The sequence below is a fragment of the Kribbella sandramycini genome (assembly GCF_013131805.1).
Classification (GTDB): Bacteria; Actinomycetota; Actinomycetes; order Propionibacteriales; family Kribbellaceae; genus Kribbella; species Kribbella sandramycini.
This window is the reverse complement of sequence record NZ_JABJRC010000005.1, coordinates 290,977-310,293: the sequence shown is the minus strand read 5'-3', so window position 1 is coordinate 310,293 and position 19,317 is coordinate 290,977. Positions and strand designations below refer to the sequence as shown.

Below are 19,317 nucleotides of genomic sequence, written 5' to 3'. Positions count from 1 at the left end.
GGTCAGTCCGAGCCGAGGCGGTAGCCGACACCGCGGATCGTCTGCACGAGCTCGGGCCGGCCGAGTTTGGCGCGCAGGCTCGCGACGTGCACGTCCATGGTGCGCGAGGACGCCTCGAAGACGGACTGCCACGCGTACAGGGCGACCTGTTCGCGGGGGACGACCCGGCCGTGGTGCGCGGCCAGCACAGCGAGCACGTCGAACTCCTTGCGGGTCAGGCTGATGGGCTTGTCCGCGACCTGGACGGTTCGGGCCTCGATGTCCACGGTGAGGTCGCCGACAGTCACCCGGGGGCGGGGCTGCAAGAGGCCGGTACGACGTAGTACAGCATCGATCCGGGCCAGCAGCTCGGAGATCGCGAAGGGTTTCACCACGTAGTCGTCGGCGCCGCTGCGCAGACCGCGGACCCGATCGGCCGCCTCGCCGCGCGCGGTGACCGCGATCACCGGGACGTCGGAGACCGACCGGATCTGCCGGCACACGTTGATCCCGTCGCCGTCGGGCAGGCCCAGATCCAGCAGGACCAGGTCGCCCGGGTCCGCCGCGAGGGCGTCGGCCGCCGTCCGGACATGGGTCACCATCAGGCCGTACCGGCGCAACGCGGGTATCAGGGCATTGGCGATATCGAGATCGTCTTCGACCAGCAAAATCCTGACGGCGCCACTCATGCGGTGATCGTAGGCCAGGTGACGCCCGGATGTGTCAGATCTTGGTAAAGACGTAATCACGCGACTCCACGCAGTGTTCGGCAACATTAGCCTTCCGCACACAGGAGGGAACCGGTAGATGACTGTCGGTATCGGAACGGGGGGTGGCGTGAGCACGCCCTCCGACGAAGAACTGGCCGAGTACGAGCAGGAACGGCCCGCTCGGCGGCTTCGACCTGCCCTCGATGTGATCATCGCGGTCTGGTGCGCGATCGTGAGCATCGGCGTACTGCTCCAGGTCTTCTTCCCACTACCACAGGGAACGCAGTTTTACCTGGTGATCTTTCTCGCAGCCGTGCTGCCGATGACGCTGCTGTGTTACCGGGGCTGGAAGGTCCCCGCGGTGCTGAATCCGTTTCGCAACCGTGACCACGACGACCCCGGCATCAGCGACTGGATCCTCGCGCTGATCGCGCTGGCGGCCTGTGTCTATCCGTTGCTCGACTTCGACGGCTACCTCGAACGGCGGCAGACCCCGACCACGCTCGACGTGCTCGCGGGCGCCGTCCTGCTCGTCCTGCTGCTGGAGGCCTGCCGCCGGACGACGGGCTGGGTGCTCCCGCTCGTCAGCCTGCTGTTCTTCGCCTACGCGTACTACGGCGGCCTGCTGCCCTACACCTGGTCGCTGGCGCACCAGGGCTTCAACTTCGACGCGATCATCGCGCAGTTCACGATGGGCACCGCGGGGTTCTACGGGACGCCGCTGAACGTTGCCGCCAGCTACATCGTGCTCTTCACCATCTACGGCGCCGTGCTCGACTACTCCGGCGCCGGCAAATTCTTCATCGACCTCTCCTTCGCCGCCTTCAAGCGCAGCCGGACGGCGCCCGGCCGCACGGTCACGCTGGCGGGCTTCCTGCTCGGCAGCGTCTCGGGCTCCGGGACGGCGACCGCCGTGTCGCTCGGCACGGTCTCCTGGCCGATCCTGCGCCGGGCCGGCTACCCGGCCGAGCCGGCCGGCGGCATGCTCGCCGCGGCAGGCATCGGCGCAATCCTGTCCCCGCCGACGCTGGGCGCGGCAGCCTTCATCATCGCCGAGTTCCTGCAGGTCTCGTACTTGACCGTGCTCGGGTACGCCGTCATCCCGACGATCCTCTACTACCTGGGCATCCTGCTCGCGATCGAGATCGACGCCCGCCGGCACGGGACGACGTCCACCGAGACCTCGACCCAGTCGGCCTGGAAGCTGTTCCTGCGGTTCGGCTACCACTTCCTGTCGCTGTTCGTGATCATCGGTTTCATGGCGGTCGACGTCCCGCCGTTCAAGGCCGTCGTCTACGCGGTGATCATCCAGTTCGGCTTGTCGTTCCTGGACAAGGAGCACCGGCTCACCGCCGGGCCGCTGGTCAAAGCCCTTGCCCAGGGCACCCGTTCGGTACTGCCGGTGGCGGCGACCTGTGCGACGGCCGGCGTGATCGTGGCGGTCACCACCCAGACCGGGCTCGGGCTGAACCTGGCCGAGATCATCGTCGGCGCGGCCCGTGGGCTGACCGACAACCACACCGTGATCCTGATCCTTACCGTGGTGCTGTCGGCGTTCGCCGTTCTGATCCTCGGGCTCGCGGTGCCGGTGACGGCGTCCTTCATCATCGCCGCGGTGATCATCGCGCCGGCGCTGGTGCAGCTGGGCGTCACGCAGCCCGAGGCGTACATGTTCATCTTCTACTACGCCGTGCTGTCCGAGGTGTCGCCGCCGACCGCGCTGGCCGCGGTCGCGACGTCCGCGATCACCGGCGGCAAGGTGATGCCGACCATGTGGCAGGCGTGGAAGTACACGCTGCCGGCGTTCCTGGTGCCGTTCGCGTTCGTGCTCACCGACAACGGCGCGCACCTGCTCGGCCAGGGATCGTTCGTCGGCATGATCTGGACGCTCGGGGTGTCGATGCTGGCCGTCGGGGCACTGGCCGTGGTGACCGGCGGCTGGATCGTCGTCGCCACCAGCTGGGTGGAGCGCGCGGTCTGCGTCCCGGCCGCGCTGCTACTGCTTTACCTGGCGCCCGTAACCATCGGCGCCGGGATCGGTTTGCTACTTGTTGCCGTCGTCATCAATGTGGTCCGGCGGCAACGCCAGGCCGCACCGAAGGAAGGACCCGCCAGCACATGAAGACCCGTCGCCTCCCCGCTGTCGTGGTGGCGCTCGCCGCCGCCGTCTCGCTCGTCGCCTGTGGCGGCCAGCAGGAGCCGCCCGCCTCCGGCTCGGCGTCCGGCGGCCGGCTGACCATTGCCACCGGCAACACCACGGGCGTCTACTACCAGCTCGGCGGCGCCTACGCCTCGGTGATCTCGGAGAAGATGTCCGGCTACCGGGCCACCGCGAGTGAGACCGGCGCCTCGGTGCAGAACGTGCAGGGCCTGGTCGGCGGCAACTACGACATCGCCTTCTCCCTCGGCGACACCGCCGCCGACGCGGTCAACGGCGTGAACAGCTTCCAGTCCAAGCAGGACGTCGTCGCGCTGACCCGGCTCTACAACAACTTCACCCAGGTCGCCGTCCGGACGTCGGCGAACATCAACTCGATCGCCGACCTGAAGGGCAAGCGGGTCTCCACCGGTTCGCCGAACTCGGGTACCGAGGTGATCGCCCGGCGGCTGCTCGAGGCCGCCGGTCTCGACCCGGCCAAGGACGTCACCGCCCAGCGGCTCGGCCTGCCGGAGTCGGTGGACGCGATGAAATCCGGCTCGATCGACGCGCTGGTCTGGTCCGGCGGGCTGCCGACCGGCGGCATCACCGATCTGACCACCAGCCTCGGGAAGGGCGTCAAGCTCTTGTCGATCACCGACCTGCTGCCCAAAATGACCGAAAAGTACGGCTCGGTGTACTCCGAGGCGCCGATCCCGGCCGCGACGTACAAGCAGCCGGCCGACGTCTCGACGATCGTCGTCCCGAACGTCCTGCTGGTCCGCAAGGACATGAAGGACGAGCTGGCCGAGCAGCTGACCAAGACCCTCTACGAGAACCTCGATGCCCTGGTCGCCGTCAACGCGGCCGCGAAGGGGATCGACAAGGCGAACGCCGCGAAGACCGACCCGGTCCCGCTGCACCCCGGCGCCCAGAAGGCGCTGGACGCCCTGAAGTAGTCACGAACCCGTCCTCCCCCGCACTCCAGGCGCAGCGGGGGAGGGCGTCAGACCCACCGCCGCACACCAGGCGCAGCGGCGGCGGGACCTGCCGGACCGGACAACCAGGCGCAGTCCGAGCCGGCCGACCGGGCCCGGACCTTCGGAGGCATCCGAAGGCCCCGGGCCCGGTCACTCATGTCAGTGGTCGGAGCTCTTCTTCCAGAGGTTGATGCCGGCCTCGACGGCGTCCGCGTCGATGGCTTCGAGCTCGGCGGCGCTGAACTCGAGGTTGCGGACCGCTTCGAGGTTGCCCTCCAGCTGGGCGACGCTGGAAGCGCCGATCAGCGCGCTGGTGACCCGGGTGTCCCGGAGCGTCCAGGCGATGGCGAGCTGGGCGACGGACTGGCCGCGCTGCTTGGCGATCTCGTTCAGCGCGCGGACGTGCTTGAGGGTGTCCTCGGTCAGCGACTCCGGATCCAGCGACTTGCCCTGCGCGGCCCGCGAGCCCTCGGGGATACCGCCCAGGTAGCGGTCGGTCAGCACACCCTGCGCCAGCGGCGAGAACGCGATCACGCCGACGCCGAGCTCGCCGACGGCGTCCAGCAGGTCCTCCTCGATCCAGCGGTTCAGCATCGAGTACGACGGCTGGTGGATCAGCAGCGGCGTCCCCAGCTCCTGCAGGATCCGCGCGGCCTCGCGGGTCTTCTCCGCGCTGTACGACGAGATGCCGGCGTACAGGGCCTTACCGGAGCGGACGGCGGTGTCGAGCGCGCCCATCGTCTCCTCGAGCGGCGTGTCCGGGTCGAAGCGGTGCGAGTAGAAGATGTCGACGTAGTCGACGCCCATCCGGGCCAGCGACTGGTCGAGGGAGGCGAGCACGTACTTACGCGAGCCGCCGCCCTGGCCGTACGGGCCCGGCCACATGTCGTACCCGGCCTTGCTCGACAGGATCAGCTCGTCGCGGTACTTCTTGAAGTCCCGCTGGAAGTGCGTCCCGAAGTTGGTCTCGGCGGCGCCGTAGGGCGGGCCGTAGTTGTTCGCCAGGTCGAAATGCGTGACGCCGAGGTCGAAGGCCCGGCGCAGGATGGCGCGCTGGGTCTCGAACGGCTTGTCGTCGCCGAAGTTGTGCCACAACCCCAGCGAGACCGCGGGCAGCTGCAGCCCGCTCTTACCCGTCCGTCGGTAAACCATCCGGTCGTCGTACCGCTCGCCTGCCGCTACGTAATCAGTCACCCGGCCAGTCTGCCCCATGTAGTTACAAGCGCAAAACCCCTTGTTTTGCGCAAGAAACGGCACAACTGACAGCTAGAAACCCAACTTCTGGACGCCCGGCTCAGGATGCCGGGCCGAGGGCGGCCTTCAGGTGCGCGGTCAGCGTGACGAGCGCGTCGGCGGTCGCGCCGGGCAGCGGGATCAGGTTGTAGTGACCGTGGACGAGCGTCGGGTGGTACAGGTGGGTGACCGGGACGCCGGCCGCGGTCAGCCGGTCGACGTACTCACGGGCCTCGTCGCGGAGCGGATCGAAACCGGCCGAGGTGACCAGCGCGGGCGGCAGCTCGGCGAGGGCCTTGTCGTCGACCAGCAGCGGGGACACCTCGGCGGTCGGGCGCGCGGCCGGGTCGGGCGTGTAGTGCTCGCGGTACCACATGATGTCCTCCTCGGTCAGGAGGAAGCCTTCGCCGAACAGGTCCCGGCTGGGACGGCGGCCGACCAGGTCGAGCGCGGGGTAGAGCAGCACCTGCAGCGCCGGGCGCGGAAAGTCGCGCACGACGGACTGCTGGGCGACGACGGCCGAGACGTTGCCGCCGGCGCTGTCGCCGCCGACGGCGATCCGGGCCGGGTCGACGCCGAGGTCCTCGGCGTGGTCGACGGCCCAGGTGAAGGCGGCGATGGCGTCCTCCGCGGCGGTCGGCGCGGGCGCCTCGGGGGCCAGCCGGTAGTCGACCGCGAGGACGCGAATCCCGGCGTCCGCCGCGATGATCCGGCAGAGCGAGTCGTGGGTGTCGAGGTCGCCGACGACCCAGCCGCCGCCGTGGAAGAAGACGAGCAGGCCGTTACCGGTGTCGCGACCCGTCCGCGGGACGTAGAGCCGGGCGCCGAGCTGCCCGTCGGCGCCGCGAACGGTGAGGTCGGTCACACGCTGTAGGGCCCGGGGGTGCCCGGCGACCAGTTTGTTCACGGAGCGGAACTGGGCGCGGGCCGCGAGCGCATCCGTCTTCGTTGTGCCGGGCAACAATGCGTTGGCCCGCAGCAGCAGCTGGATCTCGGGGTCGAGGGTGTTCCCGTCGATCTGGATCGGCGGGCCGGCCAGGCGGCGGCGGACGGCGGCGGGCAGCGCGTAGAGCGGCGTCAGCGCGTTCGCCTGGGCGGCGGACACGGTGCCGCGGAGCAGGGCGTCCAATCGAGGGTTCACAAGGAGTGACGCTAGCAACAAGGTCCGACATGCCCTGCGCTACCTGGCGTTCACCAAAGGGTGGGATGCTGGTCAACGTGGCTGGAGACTTGCTGGCATCCCACAATCGGGAGTACGACGTCGAACCGCCGTACGACATCGCGGCGGCCGGTGATCTGCCGGCGGATCGGTTCTCCGATCGGGAGCTGGGCTGGCTGGCGTTCAACCAGCGAGTGCTCGAACTCGCCGAGAACGACAGCGTCCCGTTGCTCGAGCGGGCCAAGTTCCTGGCCATCTTCGCCAGCAACCTGGACGAGTTCTACATGGTCCGGATCGCCGGTCTGAAGCGCCGGATCGCGGCCGGGGTCGCGGTCAAGGCGGCCAGCGGTCTGCTGCCCCGCGAGGTGCTCGACCGCAGCCTGAGCCGCAGCCGCGAGCTGATGGACCGGCAGGCCGACACCTGGCGCAAGGTGGTCCAGCCGGCGCTGACCGAGCAGGGCATCGACATCCTCCGCTGGGACGACCTGGAGCACAGCGAGCGCGAGGACATGACGCGCTTCTTCCGCGACCGCGTCTTCCCGGTGCTGACGCCGCTCGCCGTCGACCCGTCACACCCGTTCCCGTACATCTCCGGCCTCAGCCTGAACCTGGCCGTCGTCGTCCGCAATCCCGACACCGGCGGCGAGCACTTCGCCCGGGTGAAGGTGCCGCCGCTGCTGCCGCGGTTCGTCCAGGTCGCCGAGGGCCGGTTCGTCCCGCTCGAGGATGTGATCGCGACCCACCTGGGCCAGCTGTTCCCGGGGATGGAGGTCACCCAGCACCACACCTTCCGGGTCACCCGGAACGAGGATCTCGAGGTCGAGGAGGACGACGCCGAGAACCTGCTGGCCGCGCTCGAGAAGGAGCTGCTGCGCCGCCGGTTCGGCCCGCCGGTCCGGCTCGAGGTCGAGGAGTCGATCGACCCGCAGGTGAAGGCGCTGCTGCTGTCCGAGCTCGGCGTCACCGAGGCCGAGGTGTTCGAGCTGCCCGGCCCGCTCGATCTGCGCGGCCTGTTCACGATCTCCGGTCTGGACCGGGCCGAGCTGAAGTACCCGGCGTTCGTCCCGTCCACGCACCCGCACCTGGCCGAGGTCGAGACCTCGAACCCGGCCGACATGTTCTACGCGCTCAAACAGCGCGACGTGCTCGTCCACCACCCGTACGACTCGTTCTCGACGAGTGTGCAGCGCTTCATCGAGCAGGCCGCGGCCGATCCGCAGGTGCTGGCGATCAAGCAGACCCTGTACCGGACGTCGGGTGACTCGCCGATCGTCGACGCGCTGATCGACGCGGCCGAGGCGGGTAAGCAGGTCCTGGTGCTGGTCGAGATCCAGGCCCGTTTCGACGAGCAGGCGAATATCAAGTGGGCCCGCCAGCTGGAGCACGCGGGCTGCCACGTCGTGTACGGCGTGATCGGCCTCAAGACGCATTCGAAACTGTCGATGGTGGTCCGCGACGAGCCGGACGGCCTGCGCCGTTACGTGCACATCGGCACCGGCAACTACCACCCGAAGACCGCCCGCCTGTACGAAGACCTCGGCCTGCTGACCAGCGACAAGGTCGTGACCGAGGACGTCGCGCATCTGTTCAACCACCTGTCCGGCTTCGCCCGGAACGCCGGCTACCGGCGGATCCTGGTCGCGCCGCAGTCGGTCCGGCGGGGCCTGATCGAGCGCATCGATCGCGAGGTCCAGCACCATCTGGCCGGTCGCCCGGCCCGGGTCCGGATCAAGGTGAACAGCCTGGTCGACGAGGCCCTGTGCGACGCGCTCTACCGCGCGTCCCAGGCCGGTGTGCCGGTCGATCTGTGGATCCGCGGGATCTGCACGCTGCGGCCGGGGATCGAAGGGCTGTCGGACAACATCCGGGTGCGCAGCATTCTCGGCCGGTTCCTCGAGCACAGCCGCGTGTTCTGGTTCGAGAACGGCGGCGAGCCGGAGGCGTGGATCGGCTCGGCCGACCTGATGCACCGCAATCTGGACCGCCGGGTCGAGGTGCTGGTGCAGCTCAAGGAGGCCGACCACATCGCCGAGGTCCGGGAGATGTTCGACCTGGCGCTCGACGAGGGCACGCAGTCCTGGTGGCTGCAGCCGGACAACACCTGGCAGGCCCGGCTGACCGGCCCGGAGGGTGAATCCCTGCGTGATCTGCAGAGCAGACTGATTGCCACGCGTGGCCGCCGCAGAACTGCCGATCCGATTACTTAGGCTGTCACCATGAGTCACCCGGCGACGGTTATCGCCGCGGGGGGCGTCGTCTGGCGAGAGCGCCGCGGCGCCCGCGAGGTGTTGCTCGTGCACCGGCCTCGGTACGACGACTGGTCGCTGCCCAAGGGCAAACTCACGCCGCACGAGCATGTGCTGCTCGGCGCGCACCGCGAGATCGAGGAGGAGACCGGCGAGCAGGTGCTGATCGGCCCGTCGCTCGGCGTCCAGCGCTATCCGGTCCGCAAGAACGGCGCCACCGTCGAGAAGCTCGTGCACTACTGGTCGGCCGTTCCGACGACCGAGCACGGTTTCGAGCCGAACGACGAGGTCGACGAGATCGCCTGGCTGCCGGTCGGTAAGGCGCGCGGCCGGCTCAGCTACCCGCGCGATGTCGGCATTCTGGACGCCCTGGGCGGCGTCGTATCGGTGGTCGCGACGCTGATCGTCGTCCGGCATGCGGAGGCCGTGAAACGTAAGGAGTGGGACGGGAAGGACACCCTGCGCCCGCTCAACGATGCCGGTACGGCGGTCGCCGCGCGACTCACCGGCGTACTGGCGGCGCTCGGCGCCAATCGGTTGATCTCCAGTGACGCAGAGCGATGTGTCGCGACGCTGACGCCGTACGCCGACTCCCTGCAGCGGCATATCCACCTGTGGCCGGAGATCTCCGAGCGTGGGTACGACGCCGACCCGGGCGGTCTCGACGGATTGGCCGAGCGCGCCTGGAAGCCGGGCAAGGTGACGGTCGTGTGCTCGCACCGGCCGGTGCTGCCGGCGCTCGCGCGGGAGCTGGGGCTCAAGGTCGGCAAGTTCGCGACCGGCTCGTTCGTCGTCGCGCACCGGCTCGCGGACGGGCGGATGGTGTCAGAGCGTTTCCGCGCGCCCTGACACGGCTGGGTGACGATCCAGGCACAGCGGGAGGCGTGTCCGGGTGACACTGGAACCGACGGGTATGTTCCTACCGAGGAACCGGCGCCCCACCGGGAGCCGGTCTGAGGAGAGGTCGCACCATGACGATGATGCGAGAACTGACACTGATCGGGATCCGGATGGAATCGCCCAACCGGGCCCCGGTGATGATGCTGCGCGAGTCCGAGGGCTACCGCTACCTGCCGATCTCGATCGGCTCGGTCGAGGCGACCGCGATCGCCTACGAGGAGCAGGGCCTGCGGCCGTCGCGGCCGCTCACCCACGACCTGATGCGCGACCTGATCGAGGCCTGGGGCGTCCGGATCGAGGCGGTCGAGATCGTCGAGCTGCGCGAGGCCGTCTTCTATGCCGAGCTGGTACTCGACAACGGCGTCCGGGTCTCCGCTCGTCCGAGCGACTCGGTGGCGCTCGCGGTCCGGCTGAACACCCCGATCCGCTGTACCGAGGAGGTGCTGCGGGAGGCCGGCGTCGCCACTCCCGAGGAGGAGCAGGCCGAGCTCGAACGCTTCCGTCAGTTCCTCGACGGCGTCGCCCCGGAGGACTTCTCCAGCTGACGGAGAGTCACGCATTCCCCACCGAGTGTGGATTGAAACCTCGGTCACATTGCACATAGCTGCAAAACTTCGTTTCGCGGCCTGTGCGTGCGTTACATTTCGCCCACACACGCGGACTGACGGCAGGGGTGATCGTCAGGCGCTCTCACCTGGGGAAATACCTTCATGCGTAGATTCACCGCCACTGCTGCCGTGGCCGCCCTCCTGTCGGTCGGCGTCGCGGCGCCCGCCTTCGCCGCCGTCCCGGACGCGCCGACCAACGTCGCGATCTCCTGGGCCGACGCGAACAACATCAAGCTGAGCTGGGTCGACGCCGACCTGGCCAACACCGTCTACTGGCAGCTGCCGGGCGGTAACGAGCTCAAGTTCGCCGATGTCGTCTCGACCGCCGCGAACGAGATCCTCGTCCCGAAGAGCATTCTCGCCAAGGGCAAGGACAAGGTGAAGCTCATCGTCAAGGCGTCCAACGCCGAGGGCGAGAGCGCGGCGGCTCCGTCGCCGGAGTTCGACACCTTCCTGCCGGGCGTGCCGGTCGTCCAGGACGCGAACCTGGCCGCCAACGCCGCCATCAACCTGAAGTGGGCGCTGACCGCCGTCGCGGACAGCGGCACGCCGAACGACCCGCTGGACGTCCCGGGCAACGGCTCGGCCGCGGCCGTCGTCGACCTGCCGGGCTCGACTCCGAACAAGACCTACGACTTCGCCGTCGGCGCGACCACGGGCGTCGTCCCGGCGCAGGCTCGGCCGTCGTCGATCCGGGTCGTCGGCGTCAACGAGTGGGGCAGCAGCGCGGCGTCCGCCAAGATCGTGAAGCTCGGCGTCATGGGCTCCGGTATCACCGTCCCGGCCTCGGCGCTCTACTCCAACCGGCTCGCGATCAAGAGCAGCCTGAGCCTGGTCTTCACCGAGGGCCACAAGGAGAAGGCCAGCGGGATCAAGGTCGAGCTGCAGGCCCGCGGCAAGACCACCGAGGCCTTCAAGACCTACGGCCGCTACACCGGCGCCACCACCGCCGCCTTCGACACCGGGATCGCCGCGCTGGGCAACCGCCAGTACCGGCTCTACGTCCCGGCCCGCAAGGTTGCTGCTGGCAACATCATCGCGCTGACCCCGGCCACCTCGACCTCGGTCAAGTCCTCGAAGACCTACGTCAAGTTCGTCAGCGGCGGCTTCAGCCCGTCGGTCGTCAAGGTCGGCGGCCGCTCCACCCTCTCGGTGAAGATCTCCCCGGCGGTGTCGGTCCGGGCCAAGGTCCAGGGCTGGGACGGCAAGCGCTGGATCGACATCCCCGACTTCACCGTCCCGCTGACCAAGGGCTCGTACGTCGAGCGCGGTGACATCGAGACCGAGCGCTACACGCTGCGGCTGCGCTTCATCGTCCCGAACATCGTCGTCAACGGTCTCACCGTGCAGGCGAACACCAGCCCGGCGTACAACCTCACCGTGAAGTAATTGCACCAAGCTGCAACCCGTAGGACTTGCTCCACCCGCCGGTGCGTGCGCTATTTTCAGCTCACGCACTGGCGGCAGGGGTGACCACCAGGCGTTCTCACCCTGGGGATCCCGCATGCGCAAGCTTGTCGTCACCGCGGTCACGGCCGCCCTTTTGACCGCCGTCCTCCCGGCGCCCGCCTGGGCCGCCGCACCGACCGCCGCCGCGGTCGTCTGGTCTCCCGACCGGGATCTCCGGCTCTCGTGGAGCGACGACGGCGGCCCGAACACCATCTGGGCCGAGTACGAGACCCGCATCGGACCGAGCTGCTCAAGTCGGTGACTGCTGCCGAGGGCAACGAAGTGATCCTGCCGGCCAAGCTGAAGGCCGCGGACCGGGTCCGCCTGGTTGTTGCCAGTGGCGACGACCTGACCCAGTCGACCGCGACGGGCTGGTTCGACACCCAGCGCCCCGCGCCGCCCGGGCTGTCCGACGCCGGGCTGGACAGCCGGCTGAACATCAGCCTCTTCTGGGCGACGCCGTCCGATCAGGACCGGACACCGGGCGACATTCTGGACCTGCCCGGCAACGTGGGCTTCAAAGCCGTCGCTGATCTGCCCGGCACGGCCACCCAGACCTTCGACTTCGATCCCCGCCAGACCTCGGCCAACCTGGCCGCGCTGCCCCGGCCCGCCGCCGTTCGGCTGATCTCCACCAACGAGTGGGGTGAGACGCCGGACGCCAAACTGCTGCGGGTCGGCACGATCGGCGCCGGGATCAGCGTCCCCGCCGGCGCGGTCTACTCGTCACGGCTGGGTATCAAGAGCAGCCTGAGCATGATGTTCACCGAGGGCCACAAGGAGAAGGCCGGCGGGATCAAGGTCGAGCTGCAGGCCCGCGCCAAGACCACAGACGCCTGGAAGACCTACGGCCGCTACACCGGCAACACGACCACCGCCTTCGACACCGGCATCGCTTCGCTGGGCAACCGCCAGTACCGGCTCTACGTCCCGGCCCGCAAAGTTGCTGTTGGCAACATCATCGCGCTGACCCCGGCCACCTCGACCTCGGCCCGATCCTCCAAGACCTACGTCAAGTTCGTCAGTAAGGGCTTCACCCCGGCCCACCCGGCCCGCCACGCCCGCGTCGACGTCTGGGCCAAGATCCAGCCCGCCGTCACCGTCCGCGGCATGCTCCAGGTCCTCCTCAAAGGCCACTGGCGCAACGTCTTCGCAGTCCAGTTCCGCAACGGCTCCATGCTCGCCCACGCCAACACCGGCGCCGACCGAGGCCCCTACAGCTACCGCATCTCCCTCCCCGCCGCCACCATCAACAACCTCCCCCTCACCCCCACCACCAGCTCCCCCTTCCCCATCACCATCGGCTGACAACTATGCGCAAAACACTCGCCCTGACCACCGCCCTCCTCACGACCACCCTCACCACCCCCGCCTGGGCAGCCGCTCCGGATGCGCCCACCGACGTCGCTGTTGCTTGGGTCAAAGGGTTTGCCCAGGTCACTTGGCAGGACAATGGTGAAGCGAACGTGATCGAGAAGGAGTACGTCGACACCGGCGTGATCTTCGAAGTCAGGACGGTGGCGGCCGGTGCGGCGAACAAGGCTTTCGTCGACGGTTTGCCGAACAGCGACCGGATCCGGATTCGCGTGACGTCGCGGAATGCGGAGGGGGAGCGGAGTGCGGTCGCTACGTCGGTGGTGTTCGACGCGCGGCGGCCGAATCAGCCGCGGGTTCAGGATGCCGACCTGTTGGCGGATGGCTCGGTGCGGCTGTCCTGGACGCAGGAGCCGGTCGTCGACCAGACGCCAGGTGATCCGCTCGACCTGCCGGACGAGTGGCTCAAGATCACCGCGTACGGGCCTGATGGCGGTGCGGGCGTCGACATCGCCGTACCGCTGGGAGCGACCACGTTCACTGTTCCGCCGCGACCTCGGCCAACGAGCTATCGGGTGTGGGCGGGCAATACCTGGGGTCACGACTTCAACTTCGGTCGCCGGGTGGAGGTCATTTCGGCGCAGGCGGGTATCTCCGGTGTGGCGGCCCAGGTGCCGTACGGGGACAGCGTGCAGATCTACGCGTCGCCGACCAGCAGCCCGCGCACGATGCACTACGCCTCGGCGGTGCATCTGCAGGCCCGGCCGACCAGCAGTGCGGCCTGGAAGACCTACGGCAAGTTCAGCGGCTACTCCAACGACGACCCGATCCAAACCTGGATCGGGTCGCTGGGCGGCCGCCAGTACCGGATCTGGCTGCCGGGACTGAAGAAGATCAACGCGAACTCGATCGAGCTGACGCCGCCGGCCTCCAGTTCGGCGAGGTCGTCGCGGACGATCTCGAACCTGATCATCACCCGATTCGAGTCGAGCCGGCCCAAACTCGGGCAGATCACCAAGCTGAACGTGCGCGTGCTGCCGGCGATCGCGATGAACGCCGCCCTGCACCAGTGGGACGGCAAGCGGTGGCGCTACATCCGGGCCGTCCCACTGAAGAACGGCGCCGCGATCGTGCCGATCAAGGCAACTCGTCGCGGTGTCACCACTTGGCGAATCGCAACACCACCACTCAAGATCAACGGCCTCCCCGTACTCGCAACCACCAGCAAACCCTTCACCCTGACCATCCGCTGAGCGTCTTTCCGGAGTCCGCCGAAAATTGCACGAAGTTGCAACTCCGGGCAGTTTCCTGCGGGCGTCAAGAGGGTCGGTGTGGCAAATGCGGCAAGTTTGCCGGTGGAGGCGTGGGTGGGGTACGGAGTGGGCGGAGGTCAACTCGACGTACACGGCCAACCGGCGCAACGGCGACACCTGGACGCACAGCAACAGCCGGGGGTGCGGTGGGCCTGATGCGCGTCGTCGCCAACGTGTGCAAGGGCAATGCCTGCTCCGCGCCTGAGGTCACCACGGCTCAGCAGTAGTTGTCAGCTGCCCGTTACTGAAACGTGAGCAAGCACTCGTCTTTCTCTACGGAGAGTGACGGGTGCTAACTCAGTTCACCTGATGGCTGCCTGGTGGCACGCCGGGTGTCGTTTATGGTGCCTGAACCGTTCACCGGTCGTTCACCGGTGGCGGGGTGATGAGTCACCTGGTCTCCTTACCGTCTGTGGAAGTTCAGAAGTCTGATTCCCGCAGAAGGGCAACACCTCGTGTCCGTCAATCGCCTGCTCCGCGTCGGCACCGTCGCCGTGGCATCCCTCGGCGTTCTCGCACTGAGCGCCTGTGGCAGTGACCCGGAGCCGTCCGGCTCCTCGAACCCGAGCTCGGGCTCGTCCTCGACCGGCGCGGCCGACTGCCCGCAGGGCACGCTGAACGCCGAAGGCTCGTCGGCGCAGAAGAACGCCATCGAAGAGGTCATCAGCAAGTACAACGAGAAGTGCGCCGACGTGTCGGTGAACTACAACGCGACCGGGTCGGGCGCGGGTATCAAGCAGTTCAACGCGAACCAGGTGGACTTCGCCGGTTCGGACTCGGCGCTCAAGACCGAGAACAAGGACGGCGGCGAGACCGAGGCGGCCGCGGCCGCGAAGCGCTGCCAGACCAACCCGGCGCTGAACCTGCCGATGGTGATCGGTCCGGTCGCGATCGCGTACAACGTCGACGGGCTGCCGAAGCTGGTGCTGGACGGCGCCACTGCGGCCAAGATCTTCCAGGGCGACATCAAGACCTGGAACGACCCGGCGATCGCCAAGCTGAACACCGGCGCCACGCTGCCGTCGACCCCGATCTCGGTCTTCTTCCGCTCCGACGAGTCGGGCACCACCGAGAACTTCACCAAGTACCTGGCCGCCGCCGGCGCCGGTGCGTGGAAGGGCGAGCCGGCCAAGAAGTGGACCGGCACCGGTGCGGGCAAGGAGAAGTCCGCGGGTGTCGCCGAGGGCGTCAAGAGCACCAAGAACTCGATCACGTACGTCGAGTGGTCGTACGCCGTGGACAACAAGCTCGGCGTCGCGCAGATCGACAACGGCTCGGGCGCCCCGGTCGAGCTGACCGCCGAGTCCGCCGGTAAGGCGCTGGCCGCCGCGAAGCCGGCCGGCACCGGCGCCGACCTGGCCCTGAAGCTGGACTACGCGACCAAGGAGGCCGGGGCCTACCCGATCATCCTGGTCACCTACGAGATCGCCTGCAGCAAGGGTCTCCCGGCCGAGAAGACCGCGCTGGTGAAGAGCTTCCTGAGCTACTTCGCCGGCAAGGACGGCCAGGCCTCGCTGACCGAGCTGAACTACGCGCCGCTGCCGGAGGAGATCCGGACCAAGGTCGACGCGGCCATCCAGTCGATCAGCTGACCGCACCGCACTGATGTGAGCCCCGGCCGGTCCGAGTTCCTCGGAGGGCGGCCGGGGCTTCGCCTCGTCATCGAGAACATCCCGAACCGCACGCCCCACGACGACCCCAGGCGCTTGGAGCACCATCGATGAGTAGTCCAGACGGCACGGAACCGCCCGGCCGGCCGGCCGGTCCGGAGCCGAAGATCGAGGACCTGGTCGACGAGACCGGTCCCGCGCTGCGTTTCGACGCGCTGGCCGAGGAGACCGACGACGACGGACGCCGAACCGGCGGCACCGCCGTGGCGACCAAGGACGACAGCAAGAAGGAGCTCGCGCTCGGACCGGTCGGCCACCTCGGCGACCGGCTGTTCTCCGGGCTCGCGCACGGCTCCGGCGCGGTGGTCATCCTGATCGTCGCGTTCGTCGGCGTCTTCCTGCTGGCGCTGGCGATCCCCGCGCTGGCCGACAACAACAGCAACTTCTTGTTCTCCCGGGTCTGGGAGCCGGGCGGCGCCGAGCCGCGGTTCGGGATCGCGGCGCTGTTCTACACCACCTTGATCAGCTCGGTGATCGCGATGGTGATCGCGGTCCCGATCGCGATCGGCGTCGCGTTGTTCGTCACGTACTACGCGCCCCGGCGAATCGCGACCCCGGTCGCGCACGCGGTCGACCTGCTCGCCGCGGTGCCCTCGATCGTCTACGGCCTGTGGGGCGCGCTGTTCTTCGCCCCGATCCTGCTGCCGGTGATCAACGGCCTGTCGTCGGCGCTGGGCTGGATCCCGGTCTTCGACAAGGCGCCGGGCGACAACGTCGGCGTCATCTTCACCGTCTCGGTGGTGCTGGCGATCATGATCCTGCCGGTGGTCACCGCGATCAGCCGCGAGATCTTCGCCCAGACGCCGATCTCGCACCGCGAGGGCGCGCTCGCGCTCGGCGCGACCCGCTGGGAGATGGTCCGGATGGCGGTGCTGCCGTACGGCCGCTCCGGGGTGGTCAGCGCCTCGATGCTCGGTCTCGGCCGCGCGCTCGGCGAGACCGTGGCCGTGATGATCATCCTCACCGTCCCGAACGGCAACGACCCGTGGGATCCGTCGATCTTCGCCGGTGGTGAGACCTTCGCGTCGAAGATCGCCAACAACGCGGCCGAGTTCGACTCCCCGGAGAAGACCGGCGCCTTCATCGCGGCCGGCCTGGTGCTGTTCGTGGTCACCTTCCTGGTCAACTCCGCGGCCCGCCTGATCGTCGCGCGCAGCGCGCCGGGCGCCAAGCGGCCGCGACGTAACCGCCGAGCCGGCGCCACCGAGGGAGCATCCGCATGACCGCCATCGTCGAGAACAAGCCGGCGTACGACGGCAAAGCGCTGGACCTGACCGGCCGGTCGGGGGCGCGGGCGTTCAAGAACACGCTGGCCACGGTGCTGATCGTGCTCGCCTTCGTGATCGCGATCATCCCGCTGGTCTGGATCCTCTGGACCGTGATCAGCAAGGGCTACCACCTGCTGCTGAACGCGGAATGGTGGAGTCAGTCGCAGCGCGGGATCACCGTGCGCCGCGAGGGCGGCGGCGCATACCACGCGATCATGGGCACGCTGATCATGGCGCTGATCACGGCGGCGATCGCCGTCCCGATCGCGATCCTGGGCGCGGTCTACCTGGTCGAGTACGGCAAGGGCACCAAGGTCGCCCGGGCGGTCAGCTTCATGATCGACATCCTGACCGGCGTTCCGTCGATCGTCGCCGCGCTGTTCATCTACGCGGTCTGGATCACGGTCTTCGGGTTCAACCGGGTCGGGTTCGCGGTCTCGCTGTCACTGGTGCTGCTGATGCTGCCGGTCGTTCTGCGCTCCACCGAGGAGATGCTGAAACTGGTGCCGGACGAGCTCCGGGAGGCGTCGTACGCGCTCGGGGTGCCGAAGTGGAAGACGATCCTGAAGGTCGTGGTGCCGACGGCGTTCGGCGGCATCATCACCGGCGTGATGCTCGGTCTGGCCCGCGTGATGGGTGAGACCGCGCCGCTGCTGATCCTGGTCGGCTACTCCAAGAACATCAACCTGAACCCGTTCGAGGGATTCATGGGCGCGCTGCCGACGATGATCAACCAGGACCGGACCGAGCTGGCGCTGCAGCCGGCCGCGGACCGGGTCTGGGCGGCCGCGCTGACGCTGATCCTGCTGGTCCTTGCCCTCAACCTGCTGGCCCGGCTCGTCGCCCGGTTCAGCACCATCAAGTCGAAATAGTCAGAGAGGTTCTGAGTCGATATGGCGAAGCGCATCGAGGTCAGCGGCCTCAACGTCTACTACGGCGATTTCAAGGCCGTCGAGGACGTGTCGATGACGATCGAGCCCCGCTCGGTCACGGCGTTCATCGGCCCGTCCGGCTGCGGCAAGTCCACCTACCTGCGGACGCTGAACCGGATGCACGAGGTGATTCCGGGCGCCCGCGTCGAGGGCAAGGTGCTGCTCGACCAGCAGGACCTGTACGCGACCGGCGTCGACCCGGTCGCCGTCCGCCGGGTGGTCGGCATGGTGTTCCAGCGGCCGAACCCGTTCCCGACGATGTCGATCTTCGACAACGTCGCGTCCGGCCTGAAGCTGAACGGCGTCAAGGACCGCAAGAAGCTCACCCAGGTGGTCGAGGAGTCCCTCCAGGGGGCCAACCTGTGGAACGAGGTGAAGGACCGCCTGGACAAGCCCGGCGCGGGGCTGTCGGGTGGTCAGCAGCAGCGGCTGTGCATCGCCCGGGCGATCGCGGTCGAGCCCGAGGTGATCTTGATGGACGAGCCCTGCTCGGCCCTGGACCCGATCTCCACCCTCGCGATCGAGGACCTGATCGAGAAGCTGAAGGACCGGTTCACGGTCGTCATCGTGACGCACAACATGCAGCAGGCGGCCCGGGTCTCCGACCAGACGGCGTTCTTCAACCTGGCCGCGACCGGTAAGCCGGGCCGGCTGATCGAGATGGGCCCGACCAAGCAGATCTTCTCCAACCCCACCGAGAAGGCCACCGAGGACTACATCACCGGTCGCTTCGGCTGATCCCCCGCAGAACGACCACTGCAGAACGAACGGTTTCGCCGGGCGGCGCGGGTGCGTGACCCCAGACCCGTGGCACAGATAGTCTGCAGGGATTCTTCGACGCTCCAGAAGGGACCGTGGTGAGCACTCCGACGCCTCCCGGCGATGACCAGAACGACCCGAACCGGCCGCAGGACAACCCGGGTGCTCCGCAGCAGCCGGGTTACGGCCAACCCGGCCAGTACGGGCAGCCGGGGCAGCAGCCTGGCTACGGCCAGTCCCAGCCTGGCGGCTACCCGGGCCAGCCCGGTGGGTACGGACAGCAGCAGCCCGGCTATGGGCAGCAGCAGCCCGGTTACGGCCAGCAGCCGGGTGGGTACGGCCAGCAGCCGCAGCAGCCGTACGGCGCTTACCCGGGTGGTGCGCAGGCCGGCGGTTACGGCTACGGCGCCACCGCCGAGCAGAACAACACTCCGATGATCCTCGCGATCATCGGCATCGTCTGCTGGTTCTGCTGCCCGCTGGCCTCGATCGGCCTCGGTCTGTTCGGGCAGAGCAAGTTCCGCGAGCAGGGCAAGCCGGACACCCTGGCCAAGGTGGCCTGGATCGGCGGTATCGCCTTCACCGTGCTGAACATCATCTTCCTGGCGACCGGCACCGTTTACCCGCGCTGATCGCAGTACGTCGTCGCCGGGTAGCGCG

17 protein-coding genes are annotated in these 19,317 nt (G+C 68.4%); 14 read left to right on the top strand and 3 right to left on the bottom strand.

Features of this window, described 5'->3' with window-relative positions:
- Nucleotides 1-2: 2 nt before the first annotated feature.
- Nucleotides 3-668, bottom strand: coding sequence for a response regulator transcription factor (locus HPO96_RS22155; RefSeq protein ID WP_132414253.1), 666 nt, complete (start codon nucleotides 666-668; stop codon nucleotides 3-5).
- 148 nt (nucleotides 669-816) lie between these two features.
- On the opposite strand from HPO96_RS22155, the gene HPO96_RS22150 reads away from it, so the two are divergent.
- Together HPO96_RS22150 and HPO96_RS22145 are read left to right on the top strand one after the other, a co-directional pair.
- Nucleotides 817-2,811 carry a TRAP transporter permease gene (locus HPO96_RS22150; protein WP_337796756.1) on the top strand — a complete coding sequence of 665 codons (1,995 nt, stop codon included), beginning with the start codon at nucleotides 817-819 and terminating at the stop codon, nucleotides 2,809-2,811.
- On the top strand, nucleotides 2,808-3,785 hold the full coding sequence (locus HPO96_RS22145) for a TAXI family TRAP transporter solute-binding subunit (protein WP_171675481.1): 978 nt from the start codon (nucleotides 2,808-2,810) through the stop codon (nucleotides 3,783-3,785). The genes HPO96_RS22150 and HPO96_RS22145 overlap by 4 nt, the downstream gene beginning before the upstream one ends.
- 180 nt (nucleotides 3,786-3,965) lie before the next feature.
- Here HPO96_RS22145 and mgrA read toward each other — a convergent pair whose 3' ends face one another.
- Both mgrA and HPO96_RS22135 read right to left on the bottom strand, forming a co-directional pair.
- Nucleotides 3,966-5,018 (bottom strand): L-glyceraldehyde 3-phosphate reductase, encoded by a 1,053-nt coding sequence (gene mgrA / locus HPO96_RS22140; protein ID WP_171675479.1) that lies wholly within the window; start codon nucleotides 5,016-5,018, stop codon nucleotides 3,966-3,968.
- 82 nt (nucleotides 5,019-5,100) lie between these two features.
- Nucleotides 5,101-6,180: an alpha/beta hydrolase fold domain-containing protein gene (locus HPO96_RS22135; protein ID WP_171675477.1), complete on the bottom strand. Its 1,080-nt coding sequence runs from the start codon at nucleotides 6,178-6,180 to the stop codon at nucleotides 5,101-5,103.
- A gap of 65 nt (nucleotides 6,181-6,245) precedes the next feature.
- On the opposite strand from HPO96_RS22135, the gene HPO96_RS22130 reads away from it, so the two are divergent.
- From HPO96_RS22130 to HPO96_RS37635, 12 genes are all read left to right on the top strand, one after another.
- Nucleotides 6,246-8,405 (top strand): RNA degradosome polyphosphate kinase, encoded by a 2,160-nt coding sequence (locus HPO96_RS22130; protein WP_171675475.1) that lies wholly within the window; start codon nucleotides 6,246-6,248, stop codon nucleotides 8,403-8,405.
- 9 nt (nucleotides 8,406-8,414) lie between these two features.
- Complete coding sequence (locus HPO96_RS22125) at nucleotides 8,415-9,293, top strand: NUDIX hydrolase (protein ID WP_171675473.1); 879 nt, start codon at nucleotides 8,415-8,417, stop codon at nucleotides 9,291-9,293.
- A 122-nt stretch (nucleotides 9,294-9,415) separates the two neighbouring features.
- Nucleotides 9,416-9,889, top strand: coding sequence for a bifunctional nuclease family protein (locus HPO96_RS22120; protein WP_272954656.1), 474 nt, complete (start codon nucleotides 9,416-9,418; stop codon nucleotides 9,887-9,889).
- 165 nt (nucleotides 9,890-10,054) lie between these two features.
- A complete protein-coding gene (locus tag HPO96_RS22115) occupies nucleotides 10,055-11,341 on the top strand; it encodes a hypothetical protein (RefSeq protein ID WP_171675469.1) in 1,287 nt (428 codons plus the stop codon).
- Nucleotides 11,342-11,456: 115 nt separating this feature from the next.
- A complete protein-coding gene (locus HPO96_RS22110; RefSeq protein WP_171675467.1) occupies nucleotides 11,457-11,663 on the top strand; it encodes a hypothetical protein in 207 nt (68 codons plus the stop codon).
- A complete protein-coding gene (locus HPO96_RS22105; protein WP_171675465.1) occupies nucleotides 11,660-12,709 on the top strand; it encodes a hypothetical protein in 1,050 nt (349 codons plus the stop codon). Before HPO96_RS22110 ends, HPO96_RS22105 begins: the two co-directional genes overlap by 4 nt.
- A gap of 5 nt (nucleotides 12,710-12,714) precedes the next feature.
- Nucleotides 12,715-13,968 carry a hypothetical protein gene (locus HPO96_RS22100; protein WP_171675463.1) on the top strand — a complete coding sequence of 418 codons (1,254 nt, stop codon included), beginning with the start codon at nucleotides 12,715-12,717 and terminating at the stop codon, nucleotides 13,966-13,968.
- A gap of 515 nt (nucleotides 13,969-14,483) precedes the next feature.
- Nucleotides 14,484-15,620, top strand: a complete 1,137-nt coding sequence (gene pstS / locus HPO96_RS22095) for a phosphate ABC transporter substrate-binding protein PstS (protein WP_171675461.1) — start codon at nucleotides 14,484-14,486, stop codon at nucleotides 15,618-15,620.
- A 128-nt stretch (nucleotides 15,621-15,748) separates the two neighbouring features.
- On the top strand, nucleotides 15,749-16,921 hold the full coding sequence (pstC, locus tag HPO96_RS22090) for a phosphate ABC transporter permease subunit PstC (protein WP_171675459.1): 1,173 nt from the start codon (nucleotides 15,749-15,751) through the stop codon (nucleotides 16,919-16,921).
- Nucleotides 16,918-17,838, top strand: coding sequence for a phosphate ABC transporter permease PstA (pstA, locus tag HPO96_RS22085; protein ID WP_171675457.1), 921 nt, complete (start codon nucleotides 16,918-16,920; stop codon nucleotides 17,836-17,838). The genes pstC and pstA overlap by 4 nt, the downstream gene beginning before the upstream one ends.
- Nucleotides 17,839-17,859: 21 nt before the next feature.
- Nucleotides 17,860-18,636 carry a phosphate ABC transporter ATP-binding protein PstB gene (gene pstB, locus HPO96_RS22080; protein WP_171675455.1) on the top strand — a complete coding sequence of 259 codons (777 nt, stop codon included), beginning with the start codon at nucleotides 17,860-17,862 and terminating at the stop codon, nucleotides 18,634-18,636.
- 119 nt (nucleotides 18,637-18,755) lie between these two features.
- On the top strand, nucleotides 18,756-19,289 hold the full coding sequence (locus HPO96_RS37635) for a hypothetical protein (RefSeq protein WP_184999604.1): 534 nt from the start codon (nucleotides 18,756-18,758) through the stop codon (nucleotides 19,287-19,289).
- The last annotated feature ends 28 nt before the right edge of the window (nucleotides 19,290-19,317 follow it).

What these genes read in the sequence shown, in the direction of transcription:
- HPO96_RS22155 (WP_132414253.1), bottom strand. Translation starts at nt 668, where the DNA reads ATGAGTGGCGCCGTCAGGATTTTGCTGGTCGAAGACGATCTCGATATC.
- HPO96_RS22145 (WP_171675481.1), top strand. Translation starts at nt 2,808, where the DNA reads ATGAAGACCCGTCGCCTCCCCGCTGTCGTGGTGGCGCTCGCCGCCGCC.
- mgrA (WP_171675479.1), bottom strand. Translation starts at nt 5,018, where the DNA reads ATGGGGCAGACTGGCCGGGTGACTGATTACGTAGCGGCAGGCGAGCGG.
- HPO96_RS22130 (WP_171675475.1), top strand. Translation starts at nt 6,246, where the DNA reads ATGCTGGTCAACGTGGCTGGAGACTTGCTGGCATCCCACAATCGGGAG.
- HPO96_RS22125 (WP_171675473.1), top strand. Translation starts at nt 8,415, where the DNA reads ATGAGTCACCCGGCGACGGTTATCGCCGCGGGGGGCGTCGTCTGGCGA.
- HPO96_RS22120 (WP_272954656.1), top strand. Translation starts at nt 9,416, where the DNA reads ATGACGATGATGCGAGAACTGACACTGATCGGGATCCGGATGGAATCG.
- HPO96_RS22115 (WP_171675469.1), top strand. Translation starts at nt 10,055, where the DNA reads ATGCGTAGATTCACCGCCACTGCTGCCGTGGCCGCCCTCCTGTCGGTC.
- HPO96_RS22110 (WP_171675467.1), top strand. Translation starts at nt 11,457, where the DNA reads ATGCGCAAGCTTGTCGTCACCGCGGTCACGGCCGCCCTTTTGACCGCC.
- HPO96_RS22100 (WP_171675463.1), top strand. Translation starts at nt 12,715, where the DNA reads ATGCGCAAAACACTCGCCCTGACCACCGCCCTCCTCACGACCACCCTC.
- pstC (WP_171675459.1), top strand. Translation starts at nt 15,749, where the DNA reads ATGAGTAGTCCAGACGGCACGGAACCGCCCGGCCGGCCGGCCGGTCCG.
- pstA (WP_171675457.1), top strand. Translation starts at nt 16,918, where the DNA reads ATGACCGCCATCGTCGAGAACAAGCCGGCGTACGACGGCAAAGCGCTG.
- pstB (WP_171675455.1), top strand. Translation starts at nt 17,860, where the DNA reads ATGGCGAAGCGCATCGAGGTCAGCGGCCTCAACGTCTACTACGGCGAT.